General features: G+C 68.6%; 17 protein-coding genes. 15 read left to right on the top strand and 2 right to left on the bottom strand.

What is annotated here, in order from left to right; all coding sequences use genetic code 11:
* The first annotated feature begins 8 nt into the window (after window positions 1-8).
* From FOB47_RS09895 to FOB47_RS09855, 9 genes are all read left to right on the top strand, one after another.
* Window positions 9-695 carry an SRPBCC family protein gene (locus FOB47_RS09895; RefSeq protein ID WP_174780759.1) on the top strand — a complete coding sequence of 229 codons (687 nt, stop codon included), beginning with the start codon at window positions 9-11 and terminating at the stop codon, window positions 693-695.
* Window positions 696-750: 55 nt separating this feature from the next.
* Entirely contained in the window at window positions 751-1,944 is a 1,194-nt protein-coding gene (locus tag FOB47_RS09890; RefSeq protein ID WP_174780758.1) for an amino acid ABC transporter substrate-binding protein, read from the top strand.
* A 24-nt stretch (window positions 1,945-1,968) separates the two neighbouring features.
* The gene (locus tag FOB47_RS09885) at window positions 1,969-2,832 is read left to right on the top strand and encodes a branched-chain amino acid ABC transporter permease (protein ID WP_151022641.1); all 864 of its coding nucleotides are present in this window, start codon (window positions 1,969-1,971) and stop codon (window positions 2,830-2,832) included.
* Window positions 2,829-3,830, top strand: coding sequence for a branched-chain amino acid ABC transporter permease (locus FOB47_RS09880; protein ID WP_174780757.1), 1,002 nt, complete (start codon window positions 2,829-2,831; stop codon window positions 3,828-3,830). The genes FOB47_RS09885 and FOB47_RS09880 overlap by 4 nt, the downstream gene beginning before the upstream one ends.
* Complete coding sequence (locus tag FOB47_RS09875; RefSeq protein WP_053823303.1) at window positions 3,830-4,621, top strand: ABC transporter ATP-binding protein; 792 nt, start codon at window positions 3,830-3,832, stop codon at window positions 4,619-4,621. Before FOB47_RS09880 ends, FOB47_RS09875 begins: the two co-directional genes overlap by 1 nt.
* On the top strand, window positions 4,621-5,418 hold the full coding sequence (locus FOB47_RS09870; RefSeq protein WP_244959225.1) for an ABC transporter ATP-binding protein: 798 nt from the start codon (window positions 4,621-4,623) through the stop codon (window positions 5,416-5,418). Before FOB47_RS09875 ends, FOB47_RS09870 begins: the two co-directional genes overlap by 1 nt.
* Window positions 5,419-5,424: 6 nt before the next feature.
* Window positions 5,425-6,753, top strand: a complete 1,329-nt coding sequence (locus FOB47_RS09865; protein ID WP_244959224.1) for an oxamate carbamoyltransferase subunit AllG family protein — start codon at window positions 5,425-5,427, stop codon at window positions 6,751-6,753.
* Between the two features lie 120 nt (window positions 6,754-6,873).
* The gene (folE, locus tag FOB47_RS09860) at window positions 6,874-7,638 is read left to right on the top strand and encodes a GTP cyclohydrolase I (RefSeq protein ID WP_174780756.1); all 765 of its coding nucleotides are present in this window, start codon (window positions 6,874-6,876) and stop codon (window positions 7,636-7,638) included.
* A gap of 11 nt (window positions 7,639-7,649) precedes the next feature.
* Complete coding sequence (locus FOB47_RS09855) at window positions 7,650-8,093, top strand: BLUF domain-containing protein (RefSeq protein ID WP_151022639.1); 444 nt, start codon at window positions 7,650-7,652, stop codon at window positions 8,091-8,093.
* 96 nt (window positions 8,094-8,189) lie between these two features.
* Here the strand turns inward: FOB47_RS09855 and FOB47_RS09850 are convergent, their stop codons facing one another.
* Window positions 8,190-8,375 (bottom strand): glycine zipper 2TM domain-containing protein, encoded by a 186-nt coding sequence (locus tag FOB47_RS09850; RefSeq protein WP_053823305.1) that lies wholly within the window; start codon window positions 8,373-8,375, stop codon window positions 8,190-8,192.
* 272 nt (window positions 8,376-8,647) lie between these two features.
* Between FOB47_RS09850 and FOB47_RS09845 the strand changes: the two genes are divergently transcribed.
* The 6 genes from FOB47_RS09845 (at window position 8,648) to FOB47_RS09820 (ending at window position 15,102) form a co-directional block, all read left to right on the top strand.
* The gene (locus tag FOB47_RS09845; protein ID WP_174780755.1) at window positions 8,648-9,268 is read left to right on the top strand and encodes a 2-hydroxychromene-2-carboxylate isomerase; all 621 of its coding nucleotides are present in this window, start codon (window positions 8,648-8,650) and stop codon (window positions 9,266-9,268) included.
* A gap of 62 nt (window positions 9,269-9,330) precedes the next feature.
* Window positions 9,331-9,846 carry a class IV adenylate cyclase gene (locus FOB47_RS09840; protein WP_053823306.1) on the top strand — a complete coding sequence of 172 codons (516 nt, stop codon included), beginning with the start codon at window positions 9,331-9,333 and terminating at the stop codon, window positions 9,844-9,846.
* A 440-nt stretch (window positions 9,847-10,286) separates the two neighbouring features.
* Window positions 10,287-11,516, top strand: coding sequence for an ABC transporter substrate-binding protein (locus FOB47_RS09835; RefSeq protein WP_053823307.1), 1,230 nt, complete (start codon window positions 10,287-10,289; stop codon window positions 11,514-11,516).
* A gap of 99 nt (window positions 11,517-11,615) precedes the next feature.
* Entirely contained in the window at window positions 11,616-13,592 is a 1,977-nt protein-coding gene (locus tag FOB47_RS09830) for an ABC transporter permease (RefSeq protein ID WP_174780754.1), read from the top strand.
* On the top strand, window positions 13,589-14,389 hold the full coding sequence (locus FOB47_RS09825; protein WP_053823309.1) for an ABC transporter ATP-binding protein: 801 nt from the start codon (window positions 13,589-13,591) through the stop codon (window positions 14,387-14,389). Before FOB47_RS09830 ends, FOB47_RS09825 begins: the two co-directional genes overlap by 4 nt.
* Window positions 14,386-15,102 (top strand): ABC transporter ATP-binding protein, encoded by a 717-nt coding sequence (locus tag FOB47_RS09820; RefSeq protein WP_053823310.1) that lies wholly within the window; start codon window positions 14,386-14,388, stop codon window positions 15,100-15,102. The genes FOB47_RS09825 and FOB47_RS09820 overlap by 4 nt, the downstream gene beginning before the upstream one ends.
* Window positions 15,103-15,120: 18 nt before the next feature.
* Here the strand turns inward: FOB47_RS09820 and FOB47_RS09815 are convergent, their stop codons facing one another.
* Complete coding sequence (locus FOB47_RS09815) at window positions 15,121-17,340, bottom strand: hybrid sensor histidine kinase/response regulator (RefSeq protein ID WP_174780753.1); 2,220 nt, start codon at window positions 17,338-17,340, stop codon at window positions 15,121-15,123.
* Window positions 17,341-17,484: the final 144 nt, after the last annotated feature.

Here is a 17,484-nt window from a genome sequence, read left to right as displayed (position 1 = left end):
AGCCCCGCATGGAACTCCAACAAACCTTCCTGCTGCCATTCGCGCGCGACGCGGTATGGCGCTGCTTCCACGACACCGAGGGCGTCGTTGCCTGCCTGCCGGGGGCGTCGCTGTCGGCGCCGCCACGAGACGGCAAGTTGCCGCTGACGATGACCGTCAAGCTCGGGCCCATCGTTGCGGCCTTCGCCGGCGACGGCGAGATGCGCCTGGACGATGCCAGCTACCGCGGTGCGGTGACGGGCACCGGAGCGGACCGCAAGAGCGGCTCTCGCGTCAAGGGAGAGGCCGCGTTCTCGCTGCATGACGTTGCGGATGCGACCGGCGGGCCGGCCACACGGGTCGACATCGCAGTGGACTATGCGATCGCCGGCAGCCTCGCGCAGTTCTCGCGCGGCGGCATCGTGCGCGAACTGGCCGCGCGGCTGACCGAGGCCTTTGCCGCCAACCTGCGCCGCAAGCTCGAGGCCGAGGCCGCGGCCGGCGCCACGGTTGCCGCGGCCGCCGTGGCCGAGCCTCCGGCCTTTGTCGAGACGGCGCCTCGTTCGCCGGGGGCGGCGTCGGCCCAGGCGCCAACGAATGCGCCAACGAATGCGCCACCAAACGCGCCGCCCAACGCGCCGCTCGACCTCAATGCGCTGTTCTGGCCCGCGCTGTGGGCCCGCCTCCGGCAGTGGCTGTCGTTCGGCCGCCGCTGAGTTCGCGCCACCTCCATCGATTCGACCCCAAACCTGTCCCGTGACGAGGTATTCCATGACCCCCAAGCTGATCCGTACCGCGCTGCTGTCCGCGCTCCTGATGGGCGCCACCGCGCTGGCCCACGCCCAGTCCACCATCCGCATCGGTGCGCCGCTGGCGCTGACCGGAGGCCTGGCCGACGAAGGCAAGAAGCAGCAGGTTGCCTATGACATGTGGCTCAAGCGGGTCAACGCGGCGGGCGGCATCAATGTCGGCGGCAGCCGGCGCAAGGTGGAGCTGATCACCTACGACTACCAGTCGGACGAGAAGCGCGCGCAGCAGATGGCCGAGAAGCTGATCACGCAGGACAAGGTCGAATTCCTGACCGCGCCGTTCGGCTCGGGGCATACCAAGGTCGTCGCGGGCGTGGCCGAGCGCTATGGCATTCCCGTGATGGCGTCGGCCGCGTCGTCGGAGTCGGTGTTCGACCAGGGCTACAAATACCTGTTCGGCACGCTGGCGCCGAATGGCGGCCTGGTCGATTCGATGATCCGCACCTTCACCGCGCAGATGCCTGCGGTCAAGAAGATCGCCATTCTCGGCCGCGAGGACGTGTTTCCGCGCTCGATGGCCGCGACCATGAAGGCGCATGCCGAGAAGGCCGGGCTCAAGGTTGTCCACAACGAATATTTCCCGGTCGGGGCGCTCGACCACTCCGCATCGCTGTCGCGCATCAAGGCATCGGGCGCCGACTGGATCTATATCACCGGCTACACCAAGGACCTGATCCTGGTGCGCAAGCAGATGGCGGACCTGGGCACCACCGCGCCGATCATCACGATGATCACCGGTCCGGCCTACCAGGAGTTCATCGATGCGCTGGGCCCGCTGGCCAACAACGTCAGCAGCGCGACCTGGTGGCATCAGTCGTCCCAATACAAGGCGGACGACGTGTTCGGATCGACCAAGGCCTTCTACGACGAATTCGTCGCCCGCGAGAAGCACGACCCCGACTACGTGCATGCGTCCGCGGCGGCGGCGTTGATCGCGCTGCAGAAGGCCATCGAGAAGGCGGGCACCACGCAAGGCGCCAAGGTGCGCGACGCGCTGGCCTCGCTCGACGCGATGACGTTCTATGGCCCGATCAAGTTCGGCCCCAACGGCATGAATGCCGGACGCGACCTGCCGATCATCCAGGTCCAGTCGGGCAAGGTCGCCGTGCTGTATCCGCAGGCCGTCAAGCAGGCCAATCTCGTCGCCGTGCGCTGACACGGACCGCCGGAAGCCACCGCCATGAGCCTCTACGCACAAATCCTCGTCAACGGCCTGATGCTGGGCGCGCTGTACGCCTGCATCGCCGTCGGCTTTTCGCTGGTCTGGGGCGTGCTGAACGTCATCAACATGCTGCACGGGTCGTTCATCGTGCTGGGGGGCTATCTGGCCTACTTCGCCTGGCTGCACTGGCAGGTCAGCCCTTTCGCGATGCTGCTGGCGGTTTCGGCGGGACTGTTCGTGCTCGGCTTCCTGCTGCAGTACGGGCTGGTCAACCGGGTCGTGTCGCAGCCGGTGCTGACCACGCTGACGCTGACCTTCGGCCTCGACATGATCCTCTACAACCTGATGAACCTGTGGTTCGACGCCACGCCGCGCCGGATCTCGCTGGACCTGGGGCGCCTGGACCTGAGCGGCGTGATCGTGCCGAACGACCGGCTGCTGGCGATGCTGCTGGCGCTGGCGATGACCGGCCTGCTCTATCTGGTGCTGCGCAGCTCGCGCATCGGCCGCGCAATCGTCGCGGTGCGGATGGACCGCGACGCCGCGACGCTGATGGGCATCCGCGTCGGCCGCGTCTACGCGATCACGTTCGGCATCGGCGCGCTGATGGCCGGCGCCTGCGGCGTGCTGATGTCCGTGGTGTTCCCGATCACCACCAATATCACCGGGCTGCTGCTCGGCAAGGCCTTCGTGATCTGCGTGATCGGCGGGCTCGGCACGGTGCCGGGCGCGCTGGTCGGCGGCCTTGCGCTGGGGCTGATCGAGAGCGTGGCGGGCAACTTCCTGGGCGCGCAGAGCGCGATCCTGGTCGGCTCGCTGCTGATGCTGGTGCTGTTGATGACGCGGCCCACCGGGCTGATCGGCAAGCGAGGCTACCAATGAACGCCAACCATTCCCGTTTCGCCGGGCGCCGCGCCCATCTGCTGTTCGCCGGCGGCGTGCTGGTGTTGGCCGCGATGCCGTTCCTGGCCGACAACTACTTCGTGCGGCTCGCCACGTTCGTCTGCATGTACGGAGCCCTGGCGCTGTCGTGGAACTTCATCGGCGGCTATGCCGGCTACCCGTCGTTCTCGACCGCGGCCTTCGTCGGCCTGGGCAGCTATGTGGGCGGCCTGCTGCAGAACGCGGGCGTGCCGATGGTGCTCGCCTGGCTGGGCGCGACCGTGTTCGTCAGCCTGTTCGCCGCGCTGCTGGGCGGCGCGATCCTGCGGATGAAGGGCCATTACTTCGCGATCGGGTCGATCACGCTGGTCGAGGTGCTGCGCATGGTCGCTTCGCTGTGGGTCGAGGTGACCGGTGGCGGCGACGGACTCAATATCCGCATCCTCGCCGGCGGCCCCGACTTTGCCGGCCGCGTCTTCCTTTACGCGATGCTCGCGGTGATGCTGTGCGCGTGGGCCACCACGCTGGCGGTCGACCGCTCGCGGCTCGGTTTCGGCCTGCGCTGCATCAGCCAGAACGAGGAGGCCGCCGATATGGTGGGCATCGACACCAACCGCTACAAGACCGCCGCCTACACGCTGTCGGCCGTCTATTGCGGCACCGTCGGCGCGATCTACGCGTCGTGGGTCTCGTATATCGCGCCGACCGACGCGTTCGGCATCCTGCTGACGCTGAAAGTGCCGGTGATGGCGATGCTGGGCGGACTGGGCACGGTCTACGGCCCGCTGGTCGGCGCCACTGCCTTCGTGCTGATGGAGGAAACGATCTGGGCGCGGTTTCTCGACTATCACCAGGCGATTCTCGGCGTGGTGATCGTGCTGCTGATCTTCTTCCTGCCGGGCGGCCTGCTGAAGATCGACTATCGGCGCGGGCTGGCACGCATCCGCGCGGCCGCCGGCGCGCGCGCGGGCCGTGCTGCCGCGACGGAGGTGCGCTGATGGGCAAGCTGCTGGAAGTCCGGGCACTGGACAAGCATTTCGGCGGGCTGCATGCGACCCGCAAGGTCAGCTTCGCGCTGGAGGAAGGCGAGATCGTCGGGCTGATCGGGCCGAACGGCGCGGGCAAGACCACGCTGGTCAATCTGATCACCGGCGTGGTGCGCGCCGACGGCGGCTCGGTGGTGTTCCGCGGCCGCGATGTGACCGCGCAGCGGCCCTGGCAGGCGGCCCGCAGCGGCCTGGCGCGGACGTTCCAGATCGTGCAGCCGTTTCCGCAGATGACGGTGCTCGAGAACGTCTGCGCCGGTGCGCTGTTCGCGGGCCACGCGGCCAGCATGGCGCAGGCCGAGCGCGACGCGATGGACCATCTCGAATTCGTCGGCCTGGCACATGAGGCGCGGCGCCCGGCCACCGCGCTGACGCTGCCCTCGCGCAAGCGGCTGGAACTGGCCAAGAGCCTGGCGATGCGGCCGCGGCTGCTGTTGCTCGACGAGGTCAATGCCGGGCTGAACAGCGCCGAAATCGACCAGGCGCTGGCGCTGATGCGGGCGATCGCGGCGCGCGGCGTCACCATCCTGCTGATCGAACATCTGATGAAGGTGGTGATGTCGCTGAGCCAGCGCATCCTGGTGCTGCATCAGGGCGAACTGATCGCACAGGGCGAGCCGCAGGCGGTGATCCGCGATCCGCGAGTGGTCGAGGCCTATCTGGGCAGCAAGTTTGCCGCGCGCCAGGCGGCGCATGGCGTAGCCGCGATGGCGGCGACGGACACCACCACGGAGGTCCACTGATGAACGTGCAAACCAGCGTCGGCAGCGCCGCCATGGCCGCTTGCGCCAGCGCGCTGTCCGCCGGCGCCGCCTCGCCCCCGAACGCGCCCCTGCTCGAAATCACCGGGCTGCGCGCCGGCTACGGCGACGTGCAGGTGCTGTGGGGCATCGACCTGCAGGTGCCGGCCGGCGAGGTCACCTGCATTGTCGGCTCCAACGGCGCCGGCAAGTCCACGCTGCTGCGAACGATCTCCGGCATGGTCAAGCCTTCCGGCGGGCGGCTCGTGTTTGCCGGCAAGGACATGACCGGTGCCAGTCCCGACGCGATGCTGCGCGCCGGCGTCGCGCATGTGCCCGAAGGGCGGCGGCTGTTCCGGGGCCTGTCGATCCGCGACAACCTGCTGCTGGGCGCGTATCTGCGCAGCGACAGCCGCGCCGACATCGAGGCCGACCTCGACTTTGTCTTCACCATGTTTCCCATCCTGAAGACCCGCCAGAAGCAGGACGCCACCACGCTTTCCGGCGGCGAGCAGCAGATGTGCGCGATCGGCCGGGGCATCATGTCGCGCCCGCAACTGCTGATGATCGACGAGCTGTCGCTGGGGCTGGCCCCGCGCGCGGTCGAGAGCCTGGGCGAGGCGCTGCTGCAGATCAATCGGGCCGGGCTGACCATCCTGCTGGTCGAACAGGACGTGCTGACGGCGTTCGAGCTGGCCCGCCATGCCAACGTGGTCGAGACCGGACGGGTATCGCTTGCCGGCGAGACACGGCTGCTGGCCGACGATCCGCGTGTGCGCCAGGCCTATATGGGGATGTGAGGCGGCATGAGCACGGCAATGGACGCGATCGATGCCAATGAAGCCGCCCGCCGCGCCGCCAATGCGCGCGTGCTGGCGCGGCTCGCCTCGGTGCAGCCCGCGTGGACGGCGGTAAGGCCGGCGCGCGAGGCGCTGGGCCTGGCCCCCCACACGCTGCTGCACGCCGGCCCGCCACTGACCGACCCGTGCCGGCCGCCGAAGCCGCTGCTGGCTTCGGCGGTGCTGTGCTGCCTGTACGAGGGCTGGGCAAGCGACGCGATGGCGGCCGAGCACGCGATCGCCTGCGGACGCATTGCCTTGCGGCCGACGCAGGACTTCGGCGCGGTCACGCCGCTGGCCGCGCTGATTTCGCCTTCGTCGGCGCTGGTAGAGGTCGTGGACCTGGCCGCTGCCGGCTCGCACGCCGTGCCTGCACGGGCGTGGTCGCTGCTCGGCAGCGGCGCCGGGCCGCAATTGCGCTTCGGCAGCCGGGATCCGGCGATCCTGCCCAGACTGGCGTGGCGCGATCGCGCGCTGGCGCGCCGGCTGAACGCCGTGCTGGCCGCGGGGCCGCTGGCGCTGCTGCCGCTGGCCGCGACGGGCCTGGCCGCGGGCGACGACCTGCATGCGCGCACGACGGCGGCCAACACGGCCTTGTGCGAGCGGCTGATCCCGGCGCTGGGCGGCGTCGGCGACGGGGCGGCCGACGCCACGGAGGAAGCCGACGGAGGGGACGATGGGGAGGATGGGGACGCGCGGGCCGTGGCGCGGATGCTGCGCCAGACGCCGCTGTTCTTCCTGACGTTGTGGATGGCCGCTTGCCACCTGATGCTGGATCGCGCCGCCGATGGCGGCCGCGACGCGGCCTCGAGCCTCGTCGTGGCGCTGGCCGGCAATGGCGAACGGGTCGGTATTCGGCTGGCCGGGCAGCCGCATCGCTGGCATACCGCGCCTGCCGCCGCGCCGGTCGGACCGCCGCTGAACGCATCGGCGGCCGGCGCCACCGCCTCGCCGGTGATCGGCGACAGCGGCGTCATCGATGCATTGGGCTGCGGCGGCCAGGCGTTGACTGGAGCGCCGGAGATCGCCGCGGCGCTGGCACCGTGGCTGCCCGCCGACTGGCGCGCGCGGTCCGGATCCCTGCTGGCGGGCCGCCATCCCGGCCTGGCGCCGCAAGGGCTGGCCGTGGGCCTCGATGCCGCAAGCATCGTCACGGGTCGCGAGCCGCTGACCGCGATCGCCATGATCGATGCCGCCGGCGAACTGGGCCTGCTCGGCCGCGGACTGTTCGTGCCGCCCGCGAGCCTGTTCGCGCAGGCAGCGGGGGACATCGCGGCAGCGGCTGGCGAGGCCTGACGCTGCCGTGTCCTTGCACCGGCGCTGGCTTTGCCGGGCATGGCCCGGTCTCCCCTGCGCTTGCCGACGCTGTGCCGTCCCCCTATAGTCGGGCCAATGTCCTTCAACTCGGGAAACGGCATGACCAACAGCGATTCCGCTCCGAAACGGCAAGGGGCCGACCTCTCGGCGCCCAGCGCGGCCGACGCGCGTGGCCACGTCGTCGAGCAGCCGGTGTCGGAGCGCATCCGCGCCCGGCTGCTTGCCGCGCGCCAGCGCTTTCACGCCAACGACAATATCTCGCGCTTCATCGAGCCCGGCGAACTCGAGCAGTTGTCGAAGGAGGTCGAAAACCGGCTGGCCGACGTGCTGCGCAGCCTGGTCATCGATATCGACAACGATCACAACACGCAGGAGACCGCGCGCCGCGTCGCCAAGATGTACCTGAAGGAAATCTTCGCCGGCCGCTATGTGCATGCGCCGAGCGTGACGGAATTCCCGAATGTCGAGCAGCTCAGCGAACTGATGATCGTCGGCCCGATCCGCGTGCGCAGCGCGTGCTCGCACCATCTGTGCCCGATCATCGGCAAGCTGTGGGTCGGCGTCATGCCCAACCAGCATTCGAACCTGATCGGCCTGTCCAAGTATGCGCGGCTGGCCGAATGGATCATGTGCCGTCCGCAGATCCAGGAAGAGGCGGTCAGCCAGATGGCGGACCTGCTGCAGCAGAAGATGAATCCGGACGGCCTGGCCATCGTGATGGAGGCCGAGCACTTCTGCATGCACTGGCGCGGCGTGCGCGATACCGACGCCAAGATGACCAACAGCGTGATGCGCGGCTCCTTCCTGAAGAACGACAGCCTGCGCCGCGAATTCCTGACCCTGCTCAATCTGAACCGCGGCTGAAGGAGGCCACCATGCTAGTTCGTCTGCTTTACGCGAGCCGCGCCCGCCAGCCCGCCGACGAGGGGCTGGTCGACACCATCGTGGCCACCAGCATCGAGCGCAATCCGCCGCAAGGCATCACCGGCGTGCTGTGCTATGGCAACGGCGTCTTCGTGCAGGCGCTGGAAGGCGCCCGCGCCGAGGTATCGGCCCTCTATCACCGGATCGCAAAGGACCCGCGGCACGAGGACGTCGTGCTGCTGCACTACGAGGAAATCGGGGAGCGGCAATTTGCCGGCTGGGCGATGGGGCTGGTCGACACCTGCCGCATCAATACCGCCACGCTGCTGAAGTACTTCCCGCGGGCGGAGTTCGATCCGTATCGCACCAGCGGCCGCGCCTCGCTGGCACTGCTCGGCGAGCTGATCGCCGGCAATGCCGTGGTGGCGCGCAGTGCGGAACGGACCCGCTATTGAGGTGTTGAGGGCTGCGTCGTCGCCGCGAAGGCGGGACCCGGCGGCTGTCGGAGGCGCTGGCTTCCCGCATGCGCGGCGACGACGCAGCGAGCCCCGTCAGTCCTTGCCCAGCTCGTGGCCGATATAGCCGCCGACCGCCGCTCCGCCGATCGTGCCCCACGGGCTGCCATCGGAGACTTCGTGACCGATCGCACCGCCGGCGACCGCGCCGCCGAGCGTACAGCCCTGCATCGAGATGGTCATCGCGCCCGCCGCAACGAGCGTTGCTATCAGCTTCCACATGATGATCTCCTGAGCGGCGTGGTTGCCGCCTGATGCGTCCAGCTTAGGCCCCGCCGCCACGCCGTCGATTCGGCCCCGGGCTGAATTGCCTGTAGGAAAGGGACGACACCCCGGGCGGCGTGTGTGTCACAGCCGCGGTCTGGCTTGTGCGCCGCGGCATGCCGCCCGGGCATGCGCCCCATGCCGAGGCCGCGCTTGAGCGGCGCGGGGTGTCAGGGCGATCATCGTGGCGTCGTCGCCGCCAACCAGGAGACAGGATGCCAGCCGCGCCCATGCCTGCGCCAACGCCCCGGCCCACGCTCGAGTTCTGGTTCGAATTCGGCAGCAACTACAGCTATCTGAGCGCGATGCGGATCGAGCCGCTGGCGGCCCGGCACGGCGTCACGCTGGCGTGGAAGCCGTTTCTGCTCGGCCCGGTGTTCGCCGCCCTGGGCTGGCAGGGCTCGCCCTTCGTGGTGCAGCGCGCCAAGGGTGCCTACGCGATGATCGACACCGCCCGCCAGTGCGCCAAATACGGCCTGCCATGGCGGCAGCCGAGCCAGTTCCCGCGCCGCGCGCTGCTGCCGATGCGCGTGGCGCTGCTCGGCGCACAGGAACCGTGGATCGGCGCCTATTGCCGCCGCATCATGCGGATGAATTTCGCGGAGGACCGCGATATCGACAACCCCGAGGCGGTCGGCGAGGCGCTGGCCGAACTGGGTCTGCCGGCCGACGCCCTGCTGGCGGCTGCCGTGCTGCGGCAGAACAAGGAGGCGCTGCGCGCGCAGACCGAACGGGCCCTGCACCGCGGCGTCTTCGGTGCGCCGACCTTCTTCGTCGGCGGGCAGATGTTCTGGGGCAACGACAGGCTGGAAGACGCGCTGGCGTTCGCCATCGAGCAGCAGGCGGCATAAGGATCCGGGCCTGGCGGCATGCGCCCGGGGCGAGCGGGCACGCGTGCTACCATCGTCGGCCCATGCCGACCAATATCGAAATCAAGGCCCGCGTCGACGACCGCGACGCCCTGGCGCCTCTCGCGGCCGAACTGGCCGATCACGGTCCCGAACTGCTGCAGCAGGACGACACCTTTTTCCATTGCGGCAATGGCCGCCTGAAGCTGCGCGCGTTTCCGTCGGGACAGGGCGAGCTGATCTTCTATCGCCGCGCCGACGACAGCGGTCCCAAGCCAAGCCACTACCAGATCGTGCCGACCGCCGAGCCGGACCGGCTGCGTGCCGCGCTGGCTGCCGCCTACGGCGAGGCCGGACGCGTGCGCAAGGCCCGCATCCTGTACCTGATCGGCCGCACCCGCGTGCATCTGGATCGGGTCGAGGGACTGGGCGACTTCCTCGAACTGGAGGTGGTGCTGCGCGACGGCGAAGCGGCCGAGCAGGGTGTGGCCGAGGCCCATGCGCTGCTCGGCAAGCTGGGTGTCGATGCCGGGCAGCTGGTGCCGACGGCCTATGTCGATCTGCTGCGGACAAAGGGCTGATGCCGGCAGGCTTTTCGCTGACGGCTTGATTCACCGCGCTGTTTTCCGGCGGGCCAGGCCCCGCTTCAGGCCCGCGCCATTCCCGTGAACACCCTGATTTCCACTCGCCTTGATGTAGTACATACTGAACGTCCATTCGGTAAACGCTACATCAATGGGGGGCCGCGCGAGTCCGTCCGCCAGCGCAATGCCGGCCGGCGAGCGCGAAGCCGATTGCCGTGGCATGCTTGTACGATGCGGCATGGGAAGCCGCTGGCCCGTTCCTTGCCTCAACCCGGCTGTCGCAGTTTATGTAGTGAATCCTGAATGAAAACAGTGCGAGGAGCACCGCCTCCGGCGAGGGATGCGCACCAGCACTGTGCCGGCCGCGCGCCGGCGTGCCTTGCCGTTTCATTGTCCATTCCCGCCATCTGGCGACTTGCTTCAGCAAAGGAAGAACGATGCACAACCGAATCCGCCCCCAACGGCGATTGCGCCGCGCCGCCGCCGCCGTGGCCGTCACCGTGTCGGCGCTGCTCGGCAGCGCCGCGGCGCTGGCGCAGAACACCATCAAGATCGGCGAAATCAACAGCTACAAGGCGCAGCCGGCGTTTCTCGAGCCGTACAAGCGCGGCTGGGAGATGGCGATCGAGGAGGTCAATGCGGCGGGCGGCGTGCTCGGCAAGAAGCTGGAGGTGGTGTCGCGCGACGATAACGGCAATCCGGGAGACTCGGTGCGGGTGGCCGAGGAACTGGTGGCGCGCGAGCGCGTCGCGCTGCTGTTCGGCGGCTTCCTGTCCAATACCGGTCTCGCGCTGACCGACTATGCCCGGCAGCGGCGCGTATTCTTCCTGGCCGCCGAGCCGCTGACCGACAAGATCGTCTGGCAGAACGGCAACCGGTACACCTACCGGCTGCGTCCGTCGACCTATATGCAGGTCGCGATGCTGGTGCCCGAGGCGGCCAGGCTGAAGAAGAAGCGCTGGGCCATCGTCTATCCCAACTACGAATACGGGCAATCGGCGGTCGCCACCTTCAAGAAGCTGCTGAAGCAGGCGCAGCCCGATGTCGAGTTCGTCGCCGAACAGGCGCCGCCGTTGGGCAAGGTCGACGCCGGCTCGGTGGTGCAGGCGCTGGCGGATGCCAAGCCCGATGCGATCTTCAACGTGCTGTTCGCCGCCGACCTGGGCAAGTTCGTCCGCGAGGGCAACACGCGGGGGCTGTTCGAAGGACGGGAGGTGGTGTCGCTGCTGACCGGCGAACCGGAATATCTGGATCCGCTGCGCGGCGAGGCGCCGAAGAACTGGATCGTGACCGGCTACCCGTGGTACGCGATCGATACGCCCGAAAACAAGAAGTTCGTCGAGGCCTATCGCAAGAAATTCAACGACACGCCGCGCGTCGGCTCGGTGGTCGGCTACGCCGCGGTCAAGTCGATCGCGGCGGGGCTGCAGAAGGCCGGCTCCGCCGACAGCGACAAGCTCGCCGCCGCGTTCTCCGGCCTGCGCGTCGACACGCCGATGGGGCAGATCGTCTACCGTCCGCAGGACCATCAATCGACGATGGGCGCCTATGTCGGACGCACCGGCGTGCGCGACGGCAAGGGCGTGATGACCTCGTTCGTCTACGTCGACGGTGCCAAGGTGCAGCCCAGCGATGCCGAAGTGAAGGCGATGCGGCCGGCGCAATAAGGCCGGCGCAACAAGGCTGATGCAATAAGGCCGATGCAATAAGGCCGATGCAACAGGGCCGATGCAACAGGGCCGGCGCGTCCCGGCTGGAGTCGACACATGACACTGACAAGCTTGCTGGCCCAGCTGCTGAATGGCCTGGCCGAAGCCTCGACGATGTTCCTGGTGGCCGCCGGGCTGTCGCTGATCTTCGGCGTCACCCGCATCGTCAATTTCGCCCACGGCTCGTTCTTCATGCTGGGCATCTATCTGTCCTATACGGTGGTCAGCCGTATCGGCGAGACCGCCGCGGGCTTCTGGGGCGGCGTGCTGGTGTCCGCGGTGCTGGTCGCCGCGATCGGCGCGCTGGTCGAATGCCTGATCCTGCGGCGCATCTATCAGGCGCCCGAACTGTTCCAGCTGCTGGCGACGTTCGCGCTGGTGCTGGTGATCAAGGATGCGGCGCTGTTCGTCTGGGGACCCGAGGACCTGTTCGGCCCCCGCGCGCCGGGCCTGAGCGGCGCGGTGGAAATACTGGGCCAGCGCTTCCCGCAATACGACCTGGTGCTGATCGCGATCGGCCCGCTGGTGCTCGGCCTGCTGTGGCTGCTGCTGACACGCACGCGCTGGGGCACGCTGCTGCGCGCGGCGACGCAGGACCGCGAAATGGTCGGCGCGCTCGGCACCAACCAGGCCTGGCTGTTCACCGGCGTGTTCGCGCTCGGCTGCTTTCTGGCGGGTCTGGCCGGTGCGCTGCAGGGCCCGCGCGTGCCGGCCAACCTTGCGCTCGATCTGGAGACCATTGGCAGCGCCTTCGTCGTTGTCGTGGTCGGCGGCATGGGCTCGATCCCCGGCGCCTTTCTCGCGGCGCTGCTGATCGCCGAGATCAAGGCGCTGTGCATCGCGCTCGGCACGGTGTCGTTCGGCGGCGTCGAGATCGCGCTGACCAGGATGACGCTGGTGGTCGAGTTCCTGGTGATGGCGGTGATCCTGGTGGTGCGCCCCTGGGGTCTGCTCGGCAAGCCACAGGCGCCGTCGCGCAATGGCGCCGAGCTGGAGGCGCCGCTGCGTGCGCCCGGCAAGGCGGTCAAGCTCGCTGGGGCGCTGACCGTCGTGGCGCTGCTGCTGGTGCCGCTGCTCGCGCAAACCTATCCCTACCTGACGGTGCTGCTGGTCGAAATCCTGATTGCGGTGCTGTTCGCCGCCAGCCTGCACTTCATCATGGGCCCGGGGGGCCTGCACTCGTTCGGCCATGCCGCCTACTTCGGCCTGGGCGCCTACGCGGCCGCGCTGCTGCTGACCAAATGGCAACTGCCGATGGAGAGCACGCTGCTGCTGGCGCCGCTCTTGGCCTGCGCCGGCGCGATCGTGTTCGGCTGGTTCTGCGTGCGGCTGTCCGGCACCTATCTGGCGATGCTGACGCTGGCCTTCGCACAGATCGTCTGGTCGGTGATCTACCAGTGGGACGGCTTCACCGGCGGCAGCAATGGTCTGCTTGGCGTGTGGCCGGCCGGCTGGCTGTCGTCGCCGACCGCGTTCTATTACCTGACGATGGGCCTGTGCTGCCTGTGCGTGCTGGCGCTGCGTCGCATCCTCTTTGCACCGTTCGGCTACGCGATGCGCGCCGGACGCGATTCGGCGCTGCGCGCCGAGGCGATCGGCATCGACGTCAAGCGGGTGCAGTGGGTGGCGTTTGCCATCGCCGGCCTGTTCTGCGGCATGGCAGGCGTGCTGTTCGCCTATTCGAAGGGCAGCATCTCGCCCGAGGCGATCAGCGTCGGCCGCTCCGTCGACGGCCTGGTGATGGTGCTGCTCGGCGGCGTGCAGACCTTGGCCGGGCCGCTGGTCGGCGCGTCGGTGTTCACCTGGCTGCACGACACCATCGCGCGCGAAACCGAATACTGGCGGGCACTGCTGGGCGCCACCATGCTGCTGCTGGTGATCCTGTTCCCGGCCGGCATCGTCGGCTCGCTGCGCAAGCGCTTCGTGCGCGAGACGGAGCCGGCCGAAGCCGAGCCGGCGGCCGGCGCGTCTGGCCAGTCCGGCGCGTCCGCCTCCTCGTCCTGGCAATCTCCCTCGCTGAAGGAGCCGGCATGACGCTGCTGCAAGTCAGACATCTGGGCAAGGCGTTCGGTGGCGTCAAGGCGGTCAGCGACGTGTCGTTCGACCTGCCTGCCGGCCAGTTGCTGGCGCTGCTCGGCCCCAACGGCGCCGGCAAATCGACCTGCTTCAACATGCTGAATGGCCAGCTGAAGCCGGACCACGGCTCGATCCGATTCGACGGGCACGAGATCGCCGGCATGCGGCCACGCGATATCTGGCGGCTCGGCGTCGGCCGGACCTTCCAGATCGCCGCCACCTTCGGCTCGATGACGGTGGTCGAGAACGTGCAGATGGCGATCCTGTCGCGCGAGCGCAAGCTGTTCCAGCTGTGGCGCCCGGTGCGCCGGCACCATCGCGACGAGGCAATGGCGCTGCTCGAACAGGTCGGCATGGCCAGCCAGGCCGAGCGCGCCTGCGGCGTGCTGGCCTATGGCGACGTCAAGCGCGTCGAACTGGCGATCGCGCTGGCCAACCGGCCGCGGCTGCTGCTGATGGACGAGCCGACCGCCGGCATGGCGCCCGAGGAGCGCCGGGCGCTGATGGCGCTGACCAGGCAACTGGTCGTGCGGCACCAGCTGTCGGTGCTGTTTACCGAGCACAGCATGGACGTCGTGTTTGCCTATGCGGACCGGATGATCGTGCTGGCGCGCGGCCAGCTGATCGCCGAGGGCGATGGCGAGACGATCCGCAACGATCCCAAGGTACGCGAGGTGTATTTCGGTACCGGCAAGACCTTCGAAAGCCGGGCCGGACAACGCCGATCCGGACAGATGCAGGAGGGTTCGGCATGAGCGCCGACACGCTGTTGGAAGTGAGCGGCCTGAACGCATTCTATGGCCGCGCGCATATCCTGTTCGATGTCGGGCTGGAAGTGCGGCGCGGCGAGGTCGTCGCGCTGATGGGCCGCAACGGGGCCGGCAAGTCGACCACGATGAAGGCGCTGATGGGGCTGCTCGATCGCGCGCACGGCAGCATCCGCTTTCGCGGCCGCGACCTCGCGCGCGCCAAGCCGTACCAGATCAGCCGCCTGGGCATGGGCTTCGTGCCCGAGGACCGTCGTATCTTCACCGACCTGACGGTGATGGAAAACCTCGAGATCGGCAGGCAGCCGCCGCGTGCCGATGCGGTCGAATGGACGCCGCAGAAGCTGTTCTCGCTGTTTCCGAACCTCGGCGAGATGCCGAACCGGCCGGGCGGGCAGATGAGCGGCGGCGAGCAGCAGATGCTGACCGTGTCGCGCACGCTGATGGGCAATCCGTATCTGGTGCTGCTCGACGAGCCGTCCGAAGGCGTGGCGCCGGTGATCGTCGAACAGATGGCCAACATGATCCTGGCGCTCAAGCGCGAGGGCATGTCGATCCTGCTGTCCGAGCAGAACCTGCACTTCGCCGAACTGGTCAGCGATCGTGCCTATGTGCTGGAGAACGGCCACATCCGCTACCACGGCACGATGGCGGAACTGGCCGCCAACGACGCGGTACGGCGCGACTACCTGGCGGTGTAGGAAGAGCTGCCGCCGGCCTTATTGGCCGGTGTCCTCGATCAGCCGCAGCAACGCATCGGGGCTGACCGGCTTGACCAGATGCTGGCTGAAGCCGGCGGCCTTGCTTCGATCGCGGTCGGTGTCCTGCCCGTAGCCCGTCAGCGCGACGAAGCGGCACGGACGGCCGCCCAGCGTCTCGCGCAGCCGGCGCACCAGTTCGTAGCCGTCCATCACCGGCAGGCCGATGTCGAGCACCGCGACATCGGGCGCGAAGCGCTCGACGACGCGCAGCGCGGAGACCGGGTCGTAGACCACCTGGACATGATGGCCGTAGGCCGTCAGCAATTGCGCCAGCGCCTGCACCGAATCGACGTTGTCGTCGACCAGCAGCACGCGGCGCGCATCGGCGGCGGCTACCACGGCGGCAGGTTCGTCGCGGTGCGCGGCCGCCACCAGCTCGGCGCTGGCCACCGCGGGCAGGCGGATCGTGAATTCGCTGCCCTGAGCGGGTCCCGCGCTGGTCGCCGACACGCTGCCGCCGTGCAGTTCGACCAGATTCTTGACCAGCGCCAGACCGATTCCGAGCCCGCCTTCCTGGCGGTCGATCTTGCGCGGCCCCTGATAGAACAGGTCGAACAGATGGGGCAGCATGTCGGCTGCGATGCCGATGCCGTTGTCGCGCACCCGGATCACGATGGTGCCCTCTGCGCGGCCCTCCGCTATGTCCTCCACCCGGTCGTCGCGCCATGCCGACAGCCGGATCTCGCCGCCGATATCGGTGTAGCGCGCGGCATTGGTCAGCAGATTGGCGACCGCCTGCGCCAGCCGCACGGGGTCGCCCTGCCAGGCCAGCGAGCGGTCGACGTCGACGGTCAGCCGATGGCTGCGCTGTTCCAGAAGCCGGCTTGTCATTTCGACGGCCTTGGCGAGCACGTCGGCCAGCTGCACCGTCTCCACCTTGAGCTCGATATTGCCGCGCGTGATGCGCGATACGTCGAGCAGATCGTCGATCAGCCGCACCAGATGATCGACCTGGCGCTCGATGATGGCCCGCTCGCGCTGGGTCTCGGTGGACCCGCGCATTCGCATCAGCTGCAGCGCCGTGACGATCGGCGACAGCGGATTGCGCAGCTCGTGCCCCAGCATCGCCAGGAATTCGTCCTTGGCCTGGCTGGCGCGCTCCAGTTCGCGCAGCAGGCGCTCGCGCTGCTGTTCGGCGAGCTCGCGCGCGACGCGGTCGCTGGCGTCGCGCGTGAAGCAGCGCGTATAGCGCAGCTTGCCGTCCTCGAAGCAGCCGTTCGAATGGATCAGCACGGGCTTGATGCTGCCGTCCTTGCAGCGCAGCCGGGCGGGCTGGTCGTACAGCGTCTCGCCGGCCTTCGGGCTGTCGAGGATGTGCTCGATGACCGGGGCGTCGACGTGGAAGTCGGTGATCGGGCGTCCCACATATTCGTCGTAGCGGTAGCCGAGCATCTCGAGTTCGGCCCGGTTGGCCCACAGGATGGTGCCGTCGGCCGCGACGCGATGCACGCCCTCGGCGGCATTGTCGAGGAAGTCGGTCAGCTCGATCTCGCGCCGGCGCAACGTCGATTCGGCCTCGCGCAGCCGCTTGACCTCGTTCTCCAGCGCCAGCGCCTTCTGCTGCCATACCGCGGCGCGCAGCGCGCTGTCGGCGATATCGGCCGACTTGCCCGCCGCGGTGGCGTAGAAGTGGGTGTGGACATCGCAGACGCAGCGGAAGTGCCGCGCCTGCTCGTCGCTGGCGAACACCCGATGCGGATACGCACACAGCAGCCTGAAGCCGTGGCGCCGGATCAGATCGTTCCACAGTTCCTCGAGCCGCAGCGCGGCGTCGTGCATGCCTTGCTCGCACAGCAGCGCGACCATCTCGCCGAACGCGTGCAGCGGTGGAGCGCGTCGCGCTTCCGCGGCCACCAACTCGCCGACGCTCGCCAGAAAGCGCTGTTCGTCCGGCCATCCGTCGACCATGAATCGGTCCAGCGTCGCCTGTGCCGGCAACGTGATCAGATTGCCGGTGTACCACGGCCGATCGTCCCGCCCCGGACCGAGGCCGCGCAGCAGCGGCAGCAGCGCATCCAGGTGTTCCTCGGTGGCGATCAGGATCGCGCTGCCGCCGCAGCGCAAGGCCTCGTCGGCGAACTCGCGCACGTCCGCGACAAGGATCGAGTCCTCGTCGTAGAAGCGGACCATGTGCGAGGTATCGGGCTTGGCCAGATGCCCCGGGATGACGGCTGACATGGGAACGGTGGGGGCGCGCTGCGTCGTGGGGAAGGTCCCATGATACTGCGCCCACGCGCAGGGACGGTCAAATCGCCCGGCGGTCGCCGCGCATTCTGCTGCAAGATGCCCGCGAAAACCCCGCGAAACGCCCGCGAAACCCGC

Origin of the sequence: Cupriavidus gilardii, assembly GCF_013347325.1 — a bacterium.
Lineage (GTDB): Bacteria > Pseudomonadota > Gammaproteobacteria > Burkholderiales > Burkholderiaceae > Cupriavidus > Cupriavidus gilardii.
The sequence above is the reverse complement of the archived record's forward strand: the minus strand, read 5'-3'. Positions and strand labels throughout refer to the sequence as shown.